Consider the following 23527-nt stretch of genomic DNA (forward strand, 5'->3'; position numbering starts at 1 on the left):
AAATTTAAAATACAATGAATTTTTTTGAAAAAAAATCGCCCTACAAACAGTTGTTAAATTTATTTTTACTTAGCAACTTTATTTTAAGAATGGTACTCTTATTTCATCCTATTACTTCTACTAGTTTTACTTGGAAAGAAATAGGGAAAATTTTTCTAACAGGATTAATTTCTGATTTTTTTGTTTTTATTATCGCTTCAGGTTTATTATGGTTCTATTTATTGTTTTTATCCAATAGTAAATATGAAAAGCCTTGGGGGTATATTATTTTTGTTTCCTTTTGTACTCTTCTATTATATGTGAGTTTTGGTAATACGATCTTAAATGAATATGGGGGTGTTTTACCCGAAATAGGTATAAGTTTTGTAGCTCTTAAGACTTTGTTTTTTGGATTAATGCTTTTTATTCCTACCTATAGAAAACAAATCCGGATGGTTTTATTTTCAATAACAGTATTTTTAGTCGTACTAATTATAGTACAAAATACGGTGAGCGAATTTTTCTTTTGGAATGAATTTGGAGTACGTTATAACTTTATTGCAGTTGATTATTTAGTTTATACAAACGAAGTAATCAAGAATATAATGGAATCGTATCCTATAATTCCTTTATTTACAGGAGTTGGATTAATTACGGCATTTTTTACTTATAAAATAGTGAAAACCTCAGAGGTGTTTTTAAAAAACCTGCCTTCTTTTCAGGATAAAGTAAAATCAACTATTGTTTATGTTTTTTTAATTCTGATAAGTACCTTTTCAATATCTATTTTAGCTAAGCAAGAGACTTCTTCAAATGTTTTTGCAAATGAATTGCAAGCAAGTGGACTTTATCGCTTTTATCTAGCATTTATGAATAGTGAATTGGATTATCAAAAATTTTATAAAACTATTCCAGAAGAAGAAGCATTTACTTTATTGAAAGAACAATTAGGTAATTTAGATAATAAAACATCTGAAAGATTAATTGTTTCTACATTACCAGAAACTAAGAAGAATGTGGTTTTAATAACTATTGAAAGTTTGAGTGCTGATTTTATGAAATGTTATGGAAATCAGCTTAACGTAACTCCTTTTTTAGATAGTTTGGCTACTCAAAGTACACAGTTTACCAATTTATATGCGGTTGGAAATAGAACAATAAGAGGCTTAGAGGCAGTTACATTATGTCTTCCTCCATCACCAGGTGAAAGTATAGTAAAGAGAAAAGACAACAAGAATAAGTTTTCTACAGGAAGTATCTTTAAACAAAAAGGATATACGGTAAAATATCTTTATGGGGGAGATGCTTATTTTGATAATATGGAAGATTTTTTTGGAGGAAATGGATATGAAATAGTAGATAAAAAAACGTTTAAACCTAATGAAATAACTTTTTCCAATGTTTGGGGAGTTTGTGATGAAGATATGGCTAAAAAAGCCATTCAAGTAATGAATGCAGAAGCTAAAACAGGGAAACCGTTCTTTAATCATTGGATGACTGTAAGTAATCACAGACCTTTTACTTATCCCGCTAATAAAATAGACATTCCGAATGACGCAAAATCACGTGAAGGAGGCGTAAAATATACTGATTATGCCTTGCGTCAATTTTTTAATATGGCAAAAAAACAAACTTGGTATAACAATACCCTTTTTGTAATCATTGCCGATCATTGTGCATCAAGTGCAGGAAAAACAGAATTGCCTATGGATAAATATCGTATACCTGCTATGATATTTGAACCCATGAAAAAAGGAGCAATAAACCCAATATTGATGTCGCAAATAGACATCATGCCTACTTTATTTGGAAGGTTAGGTTTTCGTTATACGAGTAAATTTTATGGACAAGATGTTTATTCAATAGATTATAAACCAAGAGCATTTATAGCAACATATCAAGATCTGGGGTATATTAAAAACAATATACTTACAATCATCTCACCAAAGCAAAAAGTGAAGCAATTTGATTTGGTTTTGCAACCTTCTACTTTACCAAAAGAATTTCAAATTATGTATGATGAAATAGCTAAAAATAATCTAGATAATCAATTGGTAAAAGAAACGATTAGTAATTATCAAACCGTTTCTCAAATACTTAAATCAAAGCAGTATGAAAAGAACTAAATTTAATAATTAAAAAAGTATAAAAAGAAAGGCTATCTAGTAAAAAATAGATAGCCTTTTGTATATGTAAAGATTCATTTTATTAGAGTCTATCTTGTAAATACTAATTTAGTATCAGTAGAGAGTGACGCATCAAGAGAGTATCCTTCATAATTAAAACTTTTTAAATCTTCTACTGTTTCAATGTTGTTGTCAATAATATAACGAACCATAAGTCCTCTAGCTCTTTTAGCAAAAAAAGAAATTATTTTTAATTGACCATTTTTATAATCTTTGAATTCAGGTGCAATAACAGGAACTTTTAATTTTTTAAAATTAATGACAGAAAAATACTCGTGACTAGCAAGGTTAATAAACACATCGTTGCTTTCTAATTCCTGATTTAAACTATCTGTTAAGGTTTCTTTCCAATATTCATACAGATTTTTTTTATTACCTATAGCTAACTTTGTTCCCATTTCCAAACGATAAGGTTGAATGAGATCTAATGGTTTTAATAAGCCGTATTGCCCCGAAAGTATACGGAGTTTATTTTGTAATTGATCTATTTTTTGTTCGGATATACTATAGGCATCTAATCCTTGGTAGACATCTCCGTTAAAAGCATACACTGCGGGACGAGCATTTTTAGGTGTAAAGGGAATTTTAAACTCTTGATTTCTTTGCCAATTTAATTCGCCTAGTGCAGGTGATATTTTCATTAGATTAGATAAGTCATTTGGTGTTAATTGTTTTAATAATTTAATTATTTCTTCTGACTTATTTAAAAAAGAGGGTTGCGTAAATTGATCAGTAGGTAATTTTTTTTCAAAATCTAAAGATTTTGCAGGAGATATAATAATTTTCATTATGTTTCTATTTAATGCCTTGATTACAAAAATACTTCGAAATATATTTAACAAGCAATTCTTATAATCGTTTTTTTCTATTTTTTTATAGTAGATTAAATCAGGTATTTTTATTTTCAAAATTTAAAAAAATGTAAATGCAAGAATATGCTATTTATCTTTTTTTAATGTTAAGAATTTCTTATAAAATAAGAGTTCTAAATAGTTTGAAAATAAATATTATGTACATTTGTTCTGCAAAAATTAAACATACACAAGATAATGAAAATAGCTGTTGTAGGTGCTACCGGTATGGTAGGAGAGGTAATGCTACAAGTTTTAGCAGAACGTAATTTTCCAATCACAGAATTAATTCCTGTGGCTTCTGAAAAATCAATTGGAAAAGAAATAGAATTTAAAGGGAAATCGTATAATGTGGTAGGTATACAAACAGCGGTTGAAATGAAGCCTGAAATAGCTATTTTTTCTGCTGGTGGAGAAACTTCTAAAGAATGGGCGCCTCAGTTTGCAGCGGTTGGAACAACGGTTATTGATAATTCATCTGCTTGGCGTATGGATCCTACTAAAAAGTTAGTAGTCCCTGAAATTAATGCGGCTGTTCTTACCAAGGAAGACAAGATTATTGCTAATCCTAATTGTTCGACTATTCAAATGGTAATGGTACTGTCTCCTTTACATAAAAAATATGATATAAAACGTGTTATTGTTTCTACTTATCAGTCTATTACAGGGACGGGGGTTAAAGCGGTAAGACAATTAGAAAATGAATATGCTGGAATAAAAGAAGAAATGGCTTACAAATATCCAATTCATCGTAATCTAATCCCGCAATGTGATGTTTTCGAGGAAAATGGTTATACGAAAGAAGAAATGAAATTAGTTCGTGAAACTCAAAAGATACTAGAAGACAAAACAATGGCTGTTACAGCTACTGCTGTAAGAGTTCCCGTAGTAGGAGGACATAGTGAGGCTGTAAATGTTGAGTTTAAAAAAGATTTTGAAGTTTCAGAGGTTCGCGCCATCCTACATGAAATGCCAGGGGTAACCGTACAAGATAATATTGATACTTTTACGTTTCCCATGCCGTTATATGCAGAAGGTAAAAATGATGTTTTTGTAGGAAGAATTCGTCGTGATGAAAGTCAGCCCAATACACTTAATTTATGGATTGTAGCTGATAATTTAAGAAAAGGTGCAGCTACTAATGCAGTACAAATAGCGGAATATTTAGTAGCTAATAAGTTCGTATGAAATTTGTTGCTATCTTTAAATAAAAAAGAGGCTTTAAAAAGGACTAACTTAACGTCTAATTTGTTACTTCCGCAAAAGGAGAAGGCACATGGTCTGTACTATGTGGCTTCTCCTTTTGTAAAAATAAAAAGATTGAGTCTTTTTAGAATACACACTTAATATACGTATCTTAAGATGATGTTTTCAGAAAGGTTTATAAAATCTTACCGTTTATCGTTTAACTTTATTGGGTTGATTTGATTCAGTTAACAAAGCAAAAATGAAAAGAAGTGAGCAGGTTAAATAAATTGCATAATCTTCATTATTAGGAGTCTCTTTCTTCTGTTGTGTTGAAGTGTGACGACCGACTAAATATTTTGGGTAGATTCCTTTATTCTTATTAAAAACGTTTCGTAGGGTTAGCTTATCTTTTCTAATTCATGGTAATTTCTTTTTAGTTTGCGTAACAGCCTACCATATAAAAAATTATAGATTAATAAAAAGACTCCAATCATTAGTGCTGTTAATAAAATAGATATAAGGATAGAAAGTAATAAGATGGTAAATTCACTTATTTGAGTTTCTGAATTTTTAAATTCATCTGTGATTCCTATATATACACCATAGCCAAATAAATAGGAATGTATTACAGCAAAAAGACTTAGGTTAAAAAGGATATACCTTGTAACGATTTTTCTAACAATAAAGATGTTTTTCATTAATTGTTTAGTCGAGTTAAGTACTTCTATTTTTTTATATGATATATAAAAATTATAAATGAAATACAAAATAATTATGTAAGATAGGCCAGTTATAATATTTAAATAAACTTCAGGAAAATGTATTTTTTCTAAAAAAATATCTTCTTTACTGTTTTTATTTAAAGAAAATGAAAAACTTAATATAATACCTAATAAAAACTCAATAACACTGATAATAAAAATCCATTTGACTGCTGATGATGAATTTTTATGTAACATAGCATAAATATTTTCTTCGGTCATTTTTGGAAAATTATTAGTATTATTCCAATTTTTCTTTAATAAATCCAATTCTTCCATTTTTTCCTTCTATCGTTACGGATTAATTATTTGTTTTAATTTCGTTTTGATACGATTCATTTTTACTCTTGCATTTACCTCACTTATACCTAACGTTTCAGAAATTTCGGTGTAATCTTTATCTTCTAAATACATGAATACAAGAGCCTTCTCTATATCACTAAGTTGGTATACAGCTTTGTAAAGCAATTTTAAATTTTCCTCTTCTTGATAATTATATTCCTCTTGTAATACAAAATGTCTGCCAGTTTCAAACTCAACAGTATGAATTGATTTAGAAGATTTTCTATATAAAGTAATAGCGGTATTAAGAGCTACTCGATAAGCCCAAGTTGAAAATTTAGAATCGCCTCTAAACTGGGGATACGCTTTCCATAATTGAATTGTAATTTCTTGAAATAAATCATTGTGTTCTTCTTCATTTTGGGTATAAAGCCTACAAATTTTGTGAACCAAATTTTGGTTATTTTTTAGTTGATTCACAAATGATTTTTCTAATTCAGTATTCATACTGCCTATTAGTTGGTAGTTTTTATGAATTGTTACAGTTTTAGAGTATGTTTTTTTGATTATTTTATAACTGATTGTATTTGATGAATTTATATTTTTTTGGATTTAATGATTACCATTGTAAAGTCATTTTTTTATTAATATATAAAATTGGAATTAATAGTGAGTTTGTTTTAACTCAGATTATACATTGGATTTTGTGGTGAGGAAGAAAAGAAGAAAAAATAATAATAGACGGAAATTTTTTATTATAGAATTTTAGGATATACGATTTATAAAAGTGTACCTAAATATTGTGATATAAAATAAAACCCTCACAAATAAAATATTATGAGGGTTAGAAGACTATTTTAATAGTGTTTATCTTTTAATAGAAAAGTGCCCTTTACTAGTTCTACCATCTTTTAATTGAGTTGTAAACCAATAATCATCAGCAGGAAGAGGTTTGCCTAAATAGGTTCCATCCCATCCAGATTCTGAAGGAGATATTTCCCTTAATAATTTTCCAAAACGGTCAAAGATTAGAATTTTGGCATCAGAATTAAATATGGAATCAGCTCCTATTACATTCCAGTAATCATTGTATCCATCGCCATTTGGAGTAAAAAAGGCAGGAAAACCTAAAATAGAAAAAGAAACTTCTAATGTTTTGCAACCATTTAAATCAATAACATATATTTTGTGTACGCCAGGTATTAAATTGTCAAAATAACCTGTTTTTTGAGTCGGAGCATTTATGTTATCTAATGCAAAAACGTATTCTCCATGACCAGATACACTTATGGTAATAGAACTATTATCGACCAAATCTTGTATAATAGGGCTGTCATTAAGTATTGCTGTATTAGATTCTGTTACATTGATAGTTCTTTCTCTAAAACAAGCAGATGGTGTTTTATTAATGACTTTTACTTTATAAGTACCTATTTGATTTACAGAAATAGATTCTGTATAAAAAGGAATTGTAACACCATCTTTTGACCATTCATAATTAAAATCGTTTTGATTACTTCCTATTGGAAGTCCAGATTGTAAAGTAATATTAAAATCAGGGTCGTCAGTACATATATAGGTGTTTGATAAGCCTGAAATGTTGGTGTCAATATTTGGTTTAGCTTCTACTTTTAATTCGAATTGTAGAGGCACTCCTAAACAAGCTTTTGTTATTTTATTTTCTACTCGAACCCATATTTTATCGGCTCCTTTATTTGTATTTCTAAAGTTCGTAAAATTATTTTTATCAATAGCCAATGATTTACCATTTGAAAATTGTTGATAATAATCATTCTCATTTTTGTAAAAATACACTTCTATATCAGGATTATTAAATTGTGATATTATACCATTGTAATTTTTAGATAAATCAAATGTTGTTATTCCGTCATAATCATCATGATTTGCATCTACATAATCATCACAAGCTGTAATGATACCTTCTGGTATAATAAAAGCGGCTTGTGCTGTTGATACATAAATTTCAAAAGGGATTACACTAAAACAATTGTTGGAATTGAGTACTCTAGCCCAAATGACTTCTGTTGATTGTGTTTGATTTATGTAAGTTTCGTGATTTTTTATTTGCTCATTTACATTGTTTGTAGTTGCGCCTGCTTGTGTATGGAAGTAACTAAAAGTTTCATTAGCATAGTTATCAGAAATTAAACTTTGAACTTTATCTAAATTAAATAGAGCAAGACCATTTGTTGAGTTAGTACATTGAATTAATCTTTGATTGCTTTTTAATATTGGAAGAGGATATATGATTAATCCTATATTATTAGAAAAAGAATCACACGCATTGCCTAAACGATTTAATTGAACTCTAAACAAATGATTTGTCATTGCGTTAGATAAATTTTTTATTTCTAGTTCAGGAGTATTGACACCAGAATAATTACCCGTGTTTGATAAATTATTCCAATTAGCACCATTATCGGTAGAAATTTGCCATTGAAAAGTATCAGCGTTTGATGTTAAAGAAATCTTAGTTTTTTCTAAAAGACATCCTTTACCTGGTTTTGGCTGATCTGTTATACTTATAGGAGCAGATTGTAAGTAAATCGTATTGGGTTTTGTATATCCTATAAAGCCTATAACTTTTCCTTTGTTATCTACTTGTGGAGGAGTGATATTACCTAATATGCCATCTGTATTAGCATCAATAAATCCAGCCTCTTTTACATCAAAACATAAATCATTATCAGCGTCTAAGTCACGATAGTTACTGATCCCATCGTTATCAAAATCTATTTCTTTTTCTTCGGAATCTAAGATTCCATCGTTATCCGAATCTAAATCAAGATAATCAGGAATACCCTCTTTATCGTTATCAACTGGTATTAATCCAGGTTCAAAAGCATTGTCTAATCCATTATGGTTAGTATCCGTATTAGATATAGCTATTGGGGTATTATTTTGCGCTTCTATACGATCATTTATACCATCATTATCACTATCTATATCTTCTTTATCAGGAATTGTGTCACCATCAGAATCTTTGGGGACACAGGAGGCTTCTAAATTTAAACTGGATTTGGCTGAAACTAAATCAGATAAATTTTTATGCTTGATTTTTAATATATTAATATTTTTTCCTGCTATTTTAAAAGTCCCTGAACCTGATTGTAAAGGAGTAGTACTATTGCGTCTAAAACGAATTTCAAAAGAAGAAAATTGTTTTACGCCATTTTCAAAAATTCCATCAAAGTTGGTGTCAATTAAAATTTGATTATCTGGATTCAAAATAGTTAAAGTTCTATTAATATCACTATTGATTATATATTCCGTATCCCCATTTAGAGATTCGCTCACTTGAATATTGTTAGGGTATTTTAATTCAATGCTCGTGGGTTGGTCAAATTGTACTTGATATGTTACACTATTTTGTTTGCCTTTTTGAACTTCAGTTATGATAGTGCCATTTGCATTACCTATTAATGGTGTAGTGGTTTTATTGCCATCAATAATGGTTTGAGTAATGTAATTTGTTGAACTAAAAGGAATAACACCAGTGTTAAGGCTTGTGTTGATAGCTTGATTTCCGTAAGATTCTGTACAATTTAAAATACCATCATTATCTAAATCAATATCAATGTTGTCGTTAATTAAACCATTATTGTTATCAGGACAATTACTAACAGGAATATTATCAGATTCTAATGGAGAAAAAATACCACAAGTAGAGATACTTGCTTTTACTTTATAATATCCAGGTTTAGTTGGTATATAAGTATTTGTGTTAGCCCCTAAAATAGGTCCGTCTTGATCATACCATTGGAACGTATCAAAAGAAGAGGCTGTGCTTATTGTTAGTTTAATATTTGGAATACAATTATCAGCGTCTAAGGATATTTTTTCTAAAGCAATTTCGGGTTTGAAGGTAAAACCAGAATAATATCCTCCAAATGTAGCGGCTCCATTATTACCATAAGCAGCTATATATAACTCGTCTGTTGAAAAAACACCTAGATTGCCTGTTAAGTTTTTTATTGTGTAAGTAACATAATTTGTATTACTATTAACAGGATTAGGACCTGATATTTCCTTACTAGGGAGATTTTTTAGATCATAATCAATACCATTTATATTAAAGGTTAGAATTGCACCTGCTTTGGTTACTATTGTAATCCGACCATTAAACTGATAATTGCCAAGGGTATCAATAAATGGAATATTATTTATATTATTAGGAGTTTGACAGCTTAATGGAGGGACAAAAAACATTTCTTGATTTGCAAAGTCTTTACTACTATTATCGTTGTATTCTTTTAGAGAGCCTACAGATTGATAAGCAAAAAGGTTTTTGGTGGATTTTACATATAGATTATTATTTAATGAAAATTGAGAACCGTCTATTGTTACGTATTCTCCTGAATTTAAAATATAATCAGCAGTGTTGCTACCATTTAAATAAATTTGGGTATCATCTTTATGTGCAATTAATAATATCCTTTCGGCAAGATCCCATCCGTCACTTTTTATAAATATGTATTCTGTAGGATTGGCTGTTGAACCATTAATAACTTCAGGAGCAATTTTATTAATTGTTTCAGCTGATACAATTTGATCAAAGCCCATATCTAAGTTTTGAGAATCTCCGTTAGAACCGGCAAATGAGCCACTATTAACGGCAATGGGTTTATCGGCTGATATTAATGCGCCTATAAGAGCATTACGAGGTTGGGAATTAGATCCTTTTAGAGCAATAACAAAACTTTCACCATTATTTAAAATTATGTCACTGGGAGTGTTTCCTTCGTTATTATTAATTAATCTTGTATTAGGTTTTATGTTGCTAAATTTAATTCGAGTATTATTTTCAGTAGCAAGAATAGAAGCAAATGTATAATGAGAGTTATCATAAGTAGGTACATGATCGTTTAAAAATGCACCTAATCTAAATTCCTTACCCAATGCGGCAATCCCTTTTGAAACGATAGAACTAGCATGGTAGCTGTTTTCTGATCGTATTCTTATAGAAACAGCCACTAAGTCTTGTGCTTCAATTATATAACCTTTATTCTTAAGAATGGTATGCGCAAAAGAAGAACTTACATGAGCTTGGGTATTATTACCATAACCTATTCTATAGATATAAGGTGAATTTCTTGTAACAGTTCCATTTATAACGTTACCTCCTAACGCTGTAATATTAAAACTAACAGGAGAGGTACTCGGTGTTGAAATATACATATATTGTTCACCAGCAATTATCTCACCAGAAGAAACAGGCGGTAAATAATGCGTTTTGCTAAATTGAGCGACTACTGTAAACGTAATTAATTGAAATAATATTAAAAATTTTGCCTTCATTGGGGGTTGAATAAAAAACTCACAAAGCTAATTATTTATCGCTTAAGGCTAAAATAATTTTTAATCGTTTTATTATTGTAGAGTTTAATAGCAAACCAATAATCATCAGCTGGTAAATTATTTCCTAAAAATGTTCCATCCCATGATTGGTTTGGATTTAATTGTTTTAGGAGTTTGCCATAACGATCAAAAATTTCTATTTGTTCAATACTCCTTTTAAAATTAGAATCTTTGATGTACCATGTATCGTTGTATCCGTCATTATTAGGCGTAAAAGTTCGAGGATAATCTAACAAATAAACTGTTTGATAAGGCGTTGGCTCACATCCATTTTTATCTCTAACCGAAATATGATATTCTCCTTGCTCAAGATTAGTAAATAAATTAGAGTTTTGATATACAACTCCGTCTATAGAAAACTCATAATCGCCACCATTAGAGGTATAAAAAATTTCTAATGAATTGGTGTTAGAAAATTCAGTAATTACTGTATTTATATTAGTAGCAGGTGCTGACTCTTGAACAAAGTATTTTTTTAAGGCTTTGCATCCTTGTGAATCAGTAATTTCAACGGTATATACTCCTTTTTGATGTATTATAATGTTATTGGTATTTTCTAGCGTATTCCAAAGGTAATGTGTGAAATTTTTAGGGGCTTCAATTGTTAGTGTTTTTCCCTTACAAATTATAAGATGACTATCTTTTACAATATCGGGATTGATATAATTTACTTTTAAAGTTATTTCAATAATGTTGTGACACGAATTGTTTTGATCTATTCGAGCATAAATTTTTTGTTCGTCTTTTATTGTATTGTTAAAAGTATTCGTTAGAGGTAAAAGTTTTTTTTCAGCATCACTTGCGCTTTTGTAAAAACTTATTTCTGTATAGTTCGTAGGGGGTAAAATAATGTTATGAATTAGCTCTTGATCTAAAATAAAATTAGTAAAGCCATCTATTTTTTCGTCATGATCACATTTAGTATAACTTTTATTAATAGGGCTAATGCTGGAAAGTTGAAGATTTACAGTTGTTTCATTTGAACAATAGCTATTACTTACTTTAGCAAAAATAGTTTTAGGAGAAGACAGATAACGTGTTGGATCATTGATAGGTATTCCATTTGAATTTTCAGAAAAAACAACTTTATAATTAGGGTTGTTAAGAGTTAATGCTTGATGTAATTTTGTTAAATCATAATGTCCTTTACCATCTTTATCAAAATCGCATTCTATTAAATTTTGAGGCGTTAAAGGAGGAATATTTATAAATTGCACAGTAACATTTCCTTTAGAAACACAAGTTCCATTAATAAGTACTTCAACTCGATATTCAACTTCATTGGTATTTGTATTATCTGTAATTAGGTATTTAGGAGTATGGATTCCAGTATTTACATTATTTTTATACCAAGTATAAGTATTGTTAGTTCCATATTGCAATGCGTTTAATTCTACTATTTCTCCTGCGCAATAAGGATTTTGAGAGGTTATAGTATGATTGTTTCCTAAAAAAGTTTCGCTTTGAAAAGTGCCACCTCCCAAAAAAATAGCCGAATCATATTTTTCGTTGCCTTGATCAGCAATCACTAGTTTTATATGATAAGAATTGCCGGCTATTACGTTAGATTGAGCTTTTAAAACTTTAGTTTGACCATTAAACGCAATAGGAGAATCAAATCCATTAAACCTGTCGAAATATTCTTCATTACTTTTAGGGCAAATTGTTCCAGAACCTCTAATATTTTGCACAGTTACAGGGGTATTTGTCCCAGGTACTAAAGCAATATTTTGATAACTTTGATTACTATTATTAGGTTTTATTAAAAAGGCAAATCCATCCGTATAACCACATTGATTAGGAGATGGGTTTGCAAGATATTGTTCTGAAGCAAAAATATAATCAAAAGAAATTTTGTTGGTAAAAGGAATATAGTCAAACTCTAATACAGAAGCATTGTATGTGTTACTTATATCCAGTGCTTGCATTAAATCATCATCTCCTTGCCAAGGTATGGATCCATCGGATAGGTTACCTGTATTAGGTCCTACAGTATTTAGAACTTTGCCTGTACTTAAAATAATGCCATTTTTTAAAGGAAAAGAACTGTTATTATTATCAAAATAACCAATACTCGGATTTCCATAATTTTCGCCACCATGTATGGAAACATTGGATACATTGCCACAGGTTACACCCCCTAAAAAAATAGTCACTAAATCATTAGCAGTATACTGATCATTCACATTTATATATTGTGAGTGAGAATTTAATATTACAAAAAATAGAAGAATTTTTAAAAGATATTTTTTCATGAAGCGAATATACTTTAAACATTGTAAAAATCTATAAACAGAATTTTTTATAAATAAAAAGAATTTCATAACGATCAATACCTTTTAATGATTTTGAAGAACAATATCAATTTGTAAAAATTTTGTCGAATATTATATAAGAACTTTAGATGAAATATTTTGAGGAAAAGTAAAAAAATAAAACTTAAATTAACTATTTGATAATAAAAGGTTTGAATAGATGTGTTGTTTAGGTTTAGAAAGGGAAAATTAATTTTTAATTTATTTTTTCCCAAAAATGCATTATTTTTAACCCTTTTAATGCAGATTAATATGATTTCAGAAAAACAGTTTCAAGAGGAACTTATAGATATAATAGCTAAAGGAGTAAGAGAGGATATAGGTCCAGGAGATTATAGTTCCTTAGCTTGTATTCCTGCAACAGAAGTAGGTAAGGCAAAACTTTTGGTTAAAGACCAAGGAATCATTGCAGGAGTAGAGTTTGCTCAAATGATTTTTAATTATGTAGATCCAGATTTAGAGGTAGAAGTTTTAATTCAAGACGGAACCCCAGTTCAATTCGGGGATGTTGTTTTGTATGTTTCAGGGAGTTCTCAATCTATCTTAAAAGCAGAACGATTAGTACTTAACTCTATGCAGCGTATGAGTGCAATAGCTACAAAAACAAATCATTATGTACAATTATTAGAAGGTACTCAAACAAAAGTTTTAGACACCAGAAAAACTACTCCAGGTTTTAGAGCTTGTGAAAAATGGGCCGTAAAAATAGGAGGTGGTGAAAACCATCGTTTTGCTCTTTATGATATGATTATGCTAAAAGATAACCATATTGATTTTGCGGGAGGTATTACTTCAGCAATAACTAAAACCAAAAAATACTTATCAGATCATAATTTAGATTTAAAGATTATTGTAGAGGCTCGCAATCTGACCGAAATCGAAGAAATTTTACAAACAGAAGGAGTGTACCGCATCTTAATTGATAATTTTAATTTTGAAGACACTCGTACTGCTGTTCAAATGATTGGAAACAAATGTTTAACAGAATCTTCAGGTAATATTAATGAAAAAACCATACGAGAATATGCTCAATGTGGGGTAAATTATATTTCTTCAGGTGCTTTAACACACTCTGTATATAATATGGACTTGTCCTTAAAAGCTATCTAATTATTGCTTGATAATCCAAAATAAAATACATCTTCTAAAAACAGATAATTTATTCTGTAACTAAAAAAATGGAAAATACAAAAGAAATACTTTTAAAAATACCACTGCTAAAACAATTGGTGATTCTTTTAGATAATATCAAACTACCTTGGCTAAACGGATTATCATTTTATGAATTAATAGAGTTTTATTTGGTAGGAATTCTTCAAGGAGGAATTAGTTATAGAGCAGCTGCTATTGCTTTTAGTTTTTTTATGGCATTGTTTCCTTTTGCCTTATTCATTTTAAATTTAATCCCATACATCCCTATTAAAGGTTTTCAAAGTGATTTTTTACTATTTGTAAGAGATAATGTACCACCTACAACGTTTGATGCCATTGAAAATATTATAAAAGACATTCTTAATAATAGTCAAACAGGATTATTATCATGGGGGGTGTTTTTATCTGTTTTATTAATGACTAATGGAGTAAATGCTGTTATGAGTGGTTTTGAAACTTCTTTACACGTTACCGTAAAGAGACCTTATTTTAGGCAATATTTTGTTGCTCTGATTATTTCGCTAATACTTACCACTATTTTAATAATAACAATATCAGCGATTATTTTTTTAGAAATAATCATCCAAAAGACTATTATACAAGATGTTTTAAGTTCCAGAGTATCTGACAAAATATCATTAATAGAATTGGGAAGGTATTCTTTCGTAATTATTATGATTTTGTTAGCAACGGCTGTTTTGTTTAAATATGGTATTAAACAGTCTAAAAAAAAGCGACTTATTACAATTGGTACCGTTTTTACTACAGGATTAATAGTAGTATCTTCCTACTTTTTTGGTATTTGGGTTGTTAAATTTTCAAAATATAATGAACTTTATGGTTCAATAGGTACACTTTTAGTATTCCTTTTTTATCTTTGGATCAATTGTATGGTATTATTACTCGGTTTTGAATTAGATGCCTCGATACGAAAACTTAAAAAAATTAAATAAAATGAAAAAAATTGCACTTTTAACCTTATTTTTTGGTTGTTTACAAATGAACGCTCAATCTGTTTTTGGAAAATGGAAAACTATTGATGATAAAACAGGGAAAGCAAAATCAGTAGTTGAAATTTTTGAATCAAATGGTAAAGTATTTGGTAAGGTAATTGAAATTTTAGATCCAGCAAAACGCGATAGAAAATGCGAAAAATGCGAGGGGTCTGATAAAAACAAACCTGTTTTAGGTTTATTAGTTATTAAAGGACTTGGAAAAGACGGGGAGGAGTATAATGGAGGAAGTATTACGGATCCTGAAACAGGAAATGTGTACAAATGTTTTATAAAATTAAATGGGAAAGATCGTTTAACCGTAAGAGGTTATATGGGAATTTCTCTTATCGGACGTTCACAAACTTGGGTAAGAAGCTAATTCATGCGCTATTTTATAGAAGTTGTTATCCCTATTTCGCTTCCACAAACTTTTACCTATGAAGTTTCGGAAGCGGAATTTTCTTTTATACAAATAGGGATGCGTGTTGCAGTGCCCTTTGGTAAAACAAAATTCTACACGGGACTCACCATTAGTAAGCATCATCTAGCTCCTACTTTATATGAAGCTAAAGAAATTCATCAAATTATAGATGAATTGCCTATCGTAACAACTATTCAAATAGAGTTTTGGAAATGGATAGCTAGTTATTATATGTGTTCTTTGGGTGAAGTATATAAAACAGCATTACCATCCTCACTTATATTAGAAAGTGAAACCATAATTTCAACAAAAAAAGAAGTTTTAAATACGTCTGATTTATCAGATGACGAATTTTTAATAGTAGAAGCACTTTCTAATCAAACTGCCTTAAAACTATCAGAAGTAACAGCTATTCTTAATAAAAAGAAAGTGTTTCCAGTGATTCAATCGTTATTAGATAAAGATATTTTAATTCTTCAAGAAGAAATGATTGAAGAATATAAACCTAAATTAGTTAAGTATATTCGTTTGGTAGAACGATTTGATAAACCTAATCAACTAGAAGAATTATTGCAAATTCTTAAAAATGCACAAAAACAAAAACAACTAGTATTAAGTTATTTTCAACTCATAGCTACTCAAAAAAAACCAATTGCGACTAAGGATTTATTATTGTTTTCAGGAATAGCAGCGAGTACTCTAAAAACTTTAGTTGATAAACAGATTTTTGAAGAATATTTGTTACAACAAGACCGCGTGTCTTTTGATGAAGTAGAAGAATGCCAAATAATCTTAAGTCATGCGCAGCAAAAAGCATATCAGGAAATATTAGAAGCTTTAGAAACTAAAGATGTTTGTTTATTGCATGGGGTAACTGCATCTGGAAAAACAGAAGTCTATATTAAAATTATAGAACACTATTTAAAACAAGAAAAACAAGTTCTGTATCTGCTGCCAGAAATAGCTTTAACGACTCAATTAGTTCAAAGATTAACAAAGCATTTTGGAAATAAAATAGCTGTTTACCATTCTAGGTACTCAAATAATGAAAGAGTAGAAGTTTGGAATCATATATTAATAGATTCTGAAAAAGCACAGGTAATAATAGGGGCTAGATCAGCGTTATTTTTACCTTTTCAACAATTAGGATTGATTATTGTAGATGAAGAACATGAACAAACGTTTAAACAAGTAGATCCAGCACCACGTTATCATGCCCGAGATGCCTCTATAGTACTCGCTCATCAGTTAAAAGCAAAAGTAGTTCTAGGATCAGCTACCCCTAGTTTAGAAAGTTATTATAATAGTCAAAAAGGAAAGTATGGTTTGGTGGAGCTTTTTGAACGATTTGGAAATGCTGTTTTACCTGAAATTATTTTAGTTGATCTAAAAGATAGTTATTTTAGAAAAAGAATGACTGGACATTTTAGTCAAATATTGATTGATAAAATGCAAGAAGCTTTGTATAATGAAGAGCAAATTATCCTTTTTCAGAATAGAAGAGGTTATTCTCCCGTTCTAGAATGTATGACCTGTGGACATATTCCAGAATGCCCACATTGTGATGTAAGTCTAACATATCATAAATTTAAAAATCAATTGCGTTGCCATTATTGTGGTTATAACATAGCAAAACCCACGAATTGTCATGTTTGTTCAAGCATTGATCTTACCTCTAAAGGTTTTGGAACAGAGCAAATAGAAATGGAGTTAGCCAGTTTATTTCCCTCTAAAAATATCAAACGAATGGATCAGGATACAACTCGAGGCAAACACTCATTTGAACGTTTGATCTATAGTTTTAAAAACAGAGAGATAGATATTCTAGTAGGAACCCAAATGTTAGCAAAAGGATTAGATTTTGATAACGTTTCACTGGTTGGTGTCTTAAACGCTGATAATATGCTCTACTTTCCTGATTTTAGAGCCTTTGAAAGAAGTTATCAAATGATGACACAAGTAGCAGGTAGGGCAGGAAGAAGTGAGAAAAAAGGAAAAGTAGTTATACAAAGTTATAACCCTATGCACAATACAATACAGCAAGTTACAGATCATAACTATTTAGGTATGTATAAAGAGCAGTTGTATGAACGACATATATACAAATATCCTCCTTTTTATAAATTAATAAGGTTAACTTTAAAACATAAAGAATTTGAAAAGTTAAAAGAAGGTTCTATGTGGTTGTGTCAGGTGTTAAAACAAAGTTTGCAAATGCCAGTACTAGGTCCAGAAGAACCACCAATTAGTAAAATTAGAAATGAATATATTCGAACTATTTTAATAAAAATACCAAAAGATAAGCATTTAGGTAATACAAAAAAAACTATCCAGAAGATACTGAATAGTTTTGAAGCGGTACCTATTTATAGGTCTATAAGAGTAGGAGTTAATGTAGATGTAAGCTAAGCTTCTAATACACGCATTAGCTCCTCTTTTTTGTTGCGGCTCAAAGGTATTTTTGTAACACCAATTTCGGCAAATTTGCTATTAAATTTTTCTATTTTGTCAATATTAATAATAAAAGATTTATGCACACGAACAAATTTTTCTTTTGAAAGATCTTTTTCAAAAGACTTCATGGTAGATAGAACAAGGTGGCTATCTTCTTCTGTAACTATTTTTACATAATCCCCAAAAGCTTCAATCCACTTTATTTTAGAAGTATATACTTTTAGCTTTTTTAAATTACTTTTGATATAAATGTGTTCGCCCTCTTCCTCGGTGTTATGATCTTTTCTGAGCATGTGTAAATCCATGGCTCTTTTGACCGCAATGTTAAAACGCTCTTTAGTAAGGGGTTTTTGTAAATAATCAGTAGCCTCATAATCAAAAGCTTTTAGTGCATATTCAGCTTTAGCAGTGATGAAAATAATTTGAGGTTTTTCTTTTAAACCATCTAATAGATTAAAACCATTAATAATAGGCATTTCTATGTCTAAAAATAATAAGTCTACCTCGTTTACAGCTAAACAACCTTTAGTTTCAACAGCATTTGAAAATTCACCTACTAGGTTCAAATAGGGGTGTGCTTCTACTAGTTTAGTTACTAAAATTCTTTGGATAGAGCTGTCGTCTACCACAATACAATTCAACTTCATGGGAAACAGTTTAAAATAGATTGGACGGTTAAAAATAGTTTATTTTTTTTTACTGTCCAATTATTTTCGTGAAAATCAGTTGTTTCGTCGAAAAATAGGGAAAAATATTTGCTGTTTAAAATAAAGTTATTACTTTTGCACCCAATTTTATAACAAATAAATTTTATTACTATGAATCATTATGAAACTGTTTTCATCTTGAATCCCGTTTTATCTGAAACTCAGGTAAAGGAAACAGTAAGCAAATTTGAAGATTTTTTAACTTCAAAAGGTGCTAAAATTGTTGCTAAAGAGGATTGGGGATTGAAAAAATTAGCGTACGAAATCCAAAACAAAAAATCTGGATTTTACCAATTAATCCAATTTGAAGCTTCTAGCGAAGTTTTAGCTGGTTTAGAAATCGAGTACAGACGTGATGAGCGTATCATGCGTTTCCTAACAGTAAGTTTAGATAAACACGCTGTAGCTTGGGCTGAGAGAAGAAGAGAGAAGTTAAAAACTAAAAAAGCTTAATTGATATGTCTACAATTGAACAATCTGCAAAAGGAAAAAAAGACGGAGATATCAGATATTTAACGCCTTTAAACATTGATACGAACAAACAAAAAAAATATTGTCGTTTCAAAAAATCAGGAATCAAGTATGTAGATTACAAAGATGCTGATTTCTTATTAAAATTTGTAAATGAGCAAGGTAAAATCCTTCCTCGTCGTTTAACAGGAACTTCTTTAAAATACCAAAGAAAAGTATCTGTAGCGGTAAAAAGAGCTCGCCACTTAGCTTTAATGCCATACGTAGCGGATTTATTAAAATAATAACTAACAAATAGGTTGTTGGTTTCCTCCATAAGGAACCTAACTTCTAAAATTAAAAGGACAACAACATGGAACTTATCTTAAGACAAGACGTTCAAAATTTAGGATTTAAAGATGATATCGTAACGGTTAAACCAGGTTATGGTCGTAACTTTTTGATCCCTCAAGGATTTGCAGTATTAGCTACTCCATCTGCAAAGAAGGTTTTAGCTGAAAATTTAAAGCAAAAAGCACATAAAGAAGCTAAAATTGTAGCAGATGCGAAAGCGAAAGCAGAAGCTATTAAGGCTTTAGAAATTAAAATTACTGCTAAAGCAGGTGGCGAAAAATTATTCGGATCTGTAACAAGTGCTGATTTAGCTCAAGTTTTAGAGAAAAATGGCCACGCTATCGAGAAAAAATTCATCACTTCAGGGGTAATTAAAAGAATTGGTAAATACAGTGCTACTATTCGTTTACACCGCGAAGTTATCGTTGACTTACCATTTGAAATTGTAGCGGAACAAGCTTAATTTTAAAAACGATATTTTTTAAAAGTCCCTTTTTGGGACTTTTTTTTATTTTTACCATAAATAATTAAAATTTATTGACTTGAAATATAAGAGACTTACCAAAGAACAATTGGATTCCTTACATCAGGAATTTGCCAATTTTTTGGCTACTCAGCAAATAGATAAAGCCGAGTGGGATCAGTTAAAAATATACAATCCCGAAGTAGCCGAACAAGAATTAGATGTTTTTTCTGATCTAATATGGGAGGGTGTATTGAAAAGCGCAAAATTTATAGAGCATTTTTCAAAAAGACATATTTTTTTGTTCCATTGTCAGGAGTATTTCATGCAAACTATTGTTATCAAGGCTCTAAGTACAGAAGTAGACTTTTTGACTAATGATGGGTTAAAATGGTTAGGGGACCATTTATTTACAGAAAAAGTAGAACTTTTACGAGGAAAAAAAGAATATAAGCAAGAGCGTAATAATGAGCTATTTGGACTCATAGAACAAGGAGCTATACTAAGTGATGGACAACTTTATATGCAAATAAATGGGATCATTGAGTGATTTTTTTGCTTTACTATAATTAAATGGCTATTTTAGTATTTTATTACTTTAATAGCCTTTTTTTATGGATGTTTTTTCGAAAATTCAAGCCCTTAGAAACGAATTAAATCAGCATAATTACAATTACTATGTTTTAGATAACCCCACTATATCAGACTATGAATTTGATATAAAATTAAAGGAACTTCAAGAGCTAGAAAAAAAACATCCAGAATATGATGATCTTAGTTCTCCTACTCAACGCGTGGGAGGGTTTGTAACTAAAAATTTCACAACTATTCAGCATGAGTATCGTATGTACTCTTTGGATAATTCTTATTCAAAAGAAGATTTGTTAGATTGGGAGATTCGAGTTCAAAAAATACTAGGAAACAGACCCGTTCAATACACTTGTGAACTTAAATACGATGGTGCTTCTATAAGTATTACTTATGAAAATGGAAAATTATTGCGTGCAGTAACTCGTGGTGATGGTTTTCAAGGTGATGATGTAACGAATAATGTAAAAACTATTAAAGCAGTTCCCTTAACACTTCAGGGCGATTTTCCTGATAGGTTTGAAATTAGAGGTGAAATTATTTTACCATTTGCAGGATTCGAAAAGATGAATCAGGACTTAGTAGAAATTGGAGAAACACCTTATTCAAACCCGCGAAATACTGCTTCTGGTAGTTTAAAATTACAAGATAGTTCAGAAGTAGCAAAAAGGCCATTAGATTGTTTGTTGTATTCCTTAATAGGGACTAATTTACCTATTCTAACTCAATTTGAAAGTTTAGAAAAAGCAAGAAGTTGGGGATTTAAAGTCCCTATACAATCTAAGTTAGCTTACTCTATGCAAGAAGTTTTTGATTTTATAGAATATTGGGATACTCATCGTCATGAAATGCCTTATGAAACAGATGGAGTAGTTATAAAAGTAAACAATTTAGATCAACAAGAGGAATTAGGTTATACCGCTAAATCACCACGCTGGGCAATAGCTTATAAATTTAAAGCGGAACAAGTAATAACCAAACTCAATTCTATTTCTTACCAAGTAGGTAGAACAGGAGCTATAACACCAGTAGCCAATTTAGAACCTGTTCAATTAGCAGGAACAATTGTAAAAAGAGCCTCTTTACATAATGCAGATCAAATAGAAAAATTAGATATAAGAATTGATGACGAAGTTTTTGTAGAAAAAGGAGGTGAAATTATTCCTAAAATTGTAGGAATAGACGAATCCAAACGTTCTATTCATTCAATCAAAACAAGCTATATTACTCATTGTCCTGAGTGCCAAACTGAGTTGATTCGAAAGGAAGGAGAAGCACAACATTATTGTCCAAATTATTACGGATGTCCTCCTCAAATAATTGGTAGAATACAACATTATATATCCCGAAAAGCCATGGATATAGAAGGGTTAGGAGGAGAAACTGTTGCTTTACTATTTAAAAATGAACTAGTTTCTAATTATGCGGATTTGTATGAACTAAAAAAAGAACAAATTGTTGTTTTGGATAGGATGGCAGACAAATCAACAGATAATTTATTAGCAGGAATAGAAAAATCGAAGGAAATTACTTTTGAACGCGTATTGTATGCGTTAGGTATTCGTTATGTAGGCGAAACTGTTGCTAAAAAATTAGCAAGACATTATAAATCTATCGAAAATATACAAAAATCTACATTAGAAGAGTTAATTACTGTAGATGAAATAGGGGGGAAAATAGCTCAAAGTGTAATAGAATTTTTTGAAAACAAAGAGAATTTGACGATTTTAAATCGCCTAAAGAACTATGGAGTACAATTAGAATTAGAAGAAACAGTCTCGACTATAACTTCTGATTTATTAAAAGGTAAAATTTTTGTAGTATCAGGAGTATTTGAAAAATTTTCAAGAGATGAATTAAAACAATTAATAGAAAATAATGGAGGAAAAGTAGGAAGTAGTATCTCATCCAAAACTCATTATGTAATAGCAGGAAAAAACATGGGGCCAGCCAAATTAGAAAAGGCAACCCAATTAGGAGTTACTATTTTATCAGAAGAAGAGTTTAATATAATGTTATGTTAAGAAACGCCCCTTTGTACGTATATCTAGTAGCTTGTGTTTTGTCAGTTGTAGCCATGTTATTAGGTAATCATCTTTTGTTAATTATTTGTAAACCAATTGTTATCCCTGCCTTAATAGCTCGTTATTTAGCTATAGAAGAAAAACAAAATATAGTATACGTATCACTTATATTTGTGATTTATTTCAGTACTGATGCACTCACTTTATTTAATTTTGAGTTTATCCGATTTTTTAATATGGGATTGGATTTATTCCCCTATTTATTACTTCTATTTTTAGTTGTTAAAGAAACAAAAAGAATAGGTTTTTATCAAAAGGCTTTTAGCTTTTCATTGTTAGGAACCATTTCTTTGATGTTTTTAACCTATTTGTTGTTAAATGGATTGGCATTTGAAGATATGAAATATTCTATTGCTATTGTTGTATATGGAGTTGTACTGACTTCATTGATTTCAATTTGCACCTATAATTATTTAGTTATAAATAATCTTTGTTTTAACAATATACTAATTGCTATTGTTTTTTCTGCTATGGCCGATATAGTATATGTAGTTATGGTAAAAATGGATTGTGAAGTAGTTTTTAAATGTATAAAATTTATATTTAGAGTTATTTCCTATTTTTTTATTATTGAATATTTTATAAATGTAAGACCTTACTTTTTTAGAGAAATAGGAAGGAAATAAATTATAATAAATCGTCGTTTAAAACTATTTTAATTAACGGAATATGGTCAAAAATAGTTGGTAGATTTTTAATCTAAATAGATGATATTTGAATATCTAATCAAAGAGGAAGTTGGCTCTGTTGAGGAGTAGCCAACAGCAATTGCTTTGAAGAGTACAGGGAAATAAACCATTAATTTAGTCTGTCCTTTTTTTTCTTTTTTGGGTTTAGAGCTGCTTCTAAGCCGAAATACTTGTTTTAATCGAGTTTTCAGACGTACAACGAGTAAAACCGGCTCACATAAAAAATATG

General features: G+C 29.9%; 19 protein-coding genes. 12 read left to right on the top strand and 7 right to left on the bottom strand.

The window, feature by feature from the left end; all coding sequences use genetic code 11:
• The first annotated feature begins 14 nt into the window (after positions 1–14).
• Positions 15–2105 (top strand): LTA synthase family protein, encoded by a 2091-nt coding sequence (locus B0A78_RS02350; RefSeq protein WP_014164382.1) that lies wholly within the window; start codon positions 15–17, stop codon positions 2103–2105.
• Between the two features lie 89 nt (positions 2106–2194).
• Here B0A78_RS02350 and yaaA read toward each other — a convergent pair whose 3' ends face one another.
• The gene (yaaA, locus tag B0A78_RS02355; protein ID WP_065213670.1) at positions 2195–2953 is read right to left on the bottom strand and encodes a peroxide stress protein YaaA; all 759 of its coding nucleotides are present in this window, start codon (positions 2951–2953) and stop codon (positions 2195–2197) included.
• Between the two features lie 261 nt (positions 2954–3214).
• On the opposite strand from yaaA, the gene B0A78_RS02360 reads away from it, so the two are divergent.
• Positions 3215–4204, top strand: coding sequence for an aspartate-semialdehyde dehydrogenase (locus B0A78_RS02360; protein WP_065213669.1), 990 nt, complete (start codon positions 3215–3217; stop codon positions 4202–4204).
• Between the two features lie 398 nt (positions 4205–4602).
• Here the strand turns inward: B0A78_RS02360 and B0A78_RS02365 are convergent, their stop codons facing one another.
• The 4 genes from B0A78_RS02365 to B0A78_RS02380 all read right to left on the bottom strand — a co-directional run bounded on the left by B0A78_RS02365 (position 4603) and on the right by B0A78_RS02380 (position 12812).
• Positions 4603–5244 (bottom strand): hypothetical protein, encoded by a 642-nt coding sequence (locus B0A78_RS02365; protein WP_065213668.1) that lies wholly within the window; start codon positions 5242–5244, stop codon positions 4603–4605.
• 15 nt (positions 5245–5259) lie between these two features.
• Positions 5260–5754 carry an RNA polymerase sigma factor gene (locus B0A78_RS02370; RefSeq protein ID WP_065213667.1) on the bottom strand — a complete coding sequence of 165 codons (495 nt, stop codon included), beginning with the start codon at positions 5752–5754 and terminating at the stop codon, positions 5260–5262.
• A 360-nt stretch (positions 5755–6114) separates the two neighbouring features.
• Entirely contained in the window at positions 6115–10566 is a 4452-nt protein-coding gene (locus B0A78_RS02375; RefSeq protein WP_097609334.1) for a T9SS type B sorting domain-containing protein, read from the bottom strand.
• Between the two features lie 35 nt (positions 10567–10601).
• On the bottom strand, positions 10602–12812 hold the full coding sequence (locus B0A78_RS02380) for a T9SS type B sorting domain-containing protein (RefSeq protein ID WP_169859075.1): 2211 nt from the start codon (positions 12810–12812) through the stop codon (positions 10602–10604).
• Between the two features lie 381 nt (positions 12813–13193).
• Between B0A78_RS02380 and nadC the strand changes: the two genes are divergently transcribed.
• The 4 genes from nadC (at position 13194) to priA (ending at position 17918) form a co-directional block, all read left to right on the top strand.
• A complete protein-coding gene (gene nadC, locus B0A78_RS02385) occupies positions 13194–14051 on the top strand; it encodes a carboxylating nicotinate-nucleotide diphosphorylase (RefSeq protein ID WP_014164389.1) in 858 nt (285 codons plus the stop codon).
• Positions 14052–14119: 68 nt separating this feature from the next.
• On the top strand, positions 14120–15046 hold the full coding sequence (locus B0A78_RS02390) for a YihY/virulence factor BrkB family protein (RefSeq protein WP_014164390.1): 927 nt from the start codon (positions 14120–14122) through the stop codon (positions 15044–15046).
• A 1-nt stretch (position 15047) separates the two neighbouring features.
• Positions 15048–15467, top strand: a complete 420-nt coding sequence (locus tag B0A78_RS02395) for a DUF2147 domain-containing protein (protein ID WP_041253319.1) — start codon at positions 15048–15050, stop codon at positions 15465–15467.
• A 3-nt stretch (positions 15468–15470) separates the two neighbouring features.
• A complete protein-coding gene (gene priA, locus B0A78_RS02400; RefSeq protein ID WP_097609336.1) occupies positions 15471–17918 on the top strand; it encodes a replication restart helicase PriA in 2448 nt (815 codons plus the stop codon).
• Here priA and B0A78_RS02405 read toward each other — a convergent pair.
• Positions 17915–18610: a LytR/AlgR family response regulator transcription factor gene (locus B0A78_RS02405; protein ID WP_014164393.1), complete on the bottom strand. Its 696-nt coding sequence runs from the start codon at positions 18608–18610 to the stop codon at positions 17915–17917. The two genes, priA and B0A78_RS02405, sit on opposite strands and share 4 nt — an antisense overlap.
• A gap of 171 nt (positions 18611–18781) precedes the next feature.
• Between B0A78_RS02405 and rpsF the strand changes: the two genes are divergently transcribed.
• The 6 genes from rpsF to B0A78_RS02435 all read left to right on the top strand — a co-directional run bounded on the left by rpsF (position 18782) and on the right by B0A78_RS02435 (position 23235).
• Positions 18782–19123 carry a 30S ribosomal protein S6 gene (rpsF, locus tag B0A78_RS02410; RefSeq protein WP_014164394.1) on the top strand — a complete coding sequence of 114 codons (342 nt, stop codon included), beginning with the start codon at positions 18782–18784 and terminating at the stop codon, positions 19121–19123.
• Positions 19124–19128: 5 nt separating this feature from the next.
• Positions 19129–19425, top strand: coding sequence for a 30S ribosomal protein S18 (rpsR, locus tag B0A78_RS02415; RefSeq protein WP_014164395.1), 297 nt, complete (start codon positions 19129–19131; stop codon positions 19423–19425).
• A gap of 68 nt (positions 19426–19493) precedes the next feature.
• Complete coding sequence (gene rplI, locus B0A78_RS02420) at positions 19494–19937, top strand: 50S ribosomal protein L9 (protein WP_014164396.1); 444 nt, start codon at positions 19494–19496, stop codon at positions 19935–19937.
• A gap of 79 nt (positions 19938–20016) precedes the next feature.
• A complete protein-coding gene (locus B0A78_RS02425; RefSeq protein ID WP_014164397.1) occupies positions 20017–20487 on the top strand; it encodes a DUF6495 family protein in 471 nt (156 codons plus the stop codon).
• 64 nt (positions 20488–20551) lie between these two features.
• On the top strand, positions 20552–22549 hold the full coding sequence (gene ligA, locus B0A78_RS02430; protein WP_065213662.1) for an NAD-dependent DNA ligase LigA: 1998 nt from the start codon (positions 20552–20554) through the stop codon (positions 22547–22549).
• Positions 22543–23235: a hypothetical protein gene (locus B0A78_RS02435; RefSeq protein WP_014164399.1), complete on the top strand. Its 693-nt coding sequence runs from the start codon at positions 22543–22545 to the stop codon at positions 23233–23235. Before ligA ends, B0A78_RS02435 begins: the two co-directional genes overlap by 7 nt.
• 68 nt (positions 23236–23303) lie before the next feature.
• Here B0A78_RS02435 and B0A78_RS14665 read toward each other — a convergent pair.
• Positions 23304–23527, bottom strand: a 224-nt coding sequence (locus B0A78_RS14665) for a hypothetical protein (RefSeq protein ID WP_211282042.1), incomplete at its 5' end; no start/stop codon positions are given.

It is taken from the genome of Flavobacterium columnare NBRC 100251 = ATCC 23463 (genome assembly GCF_002530675.1).
GTDB lineage: Bacteria > Bacteroidota > Bacteroidia > Flavobacteriales > Flavobacteriaceae > Flavobacterium > Flavobacterium columnare.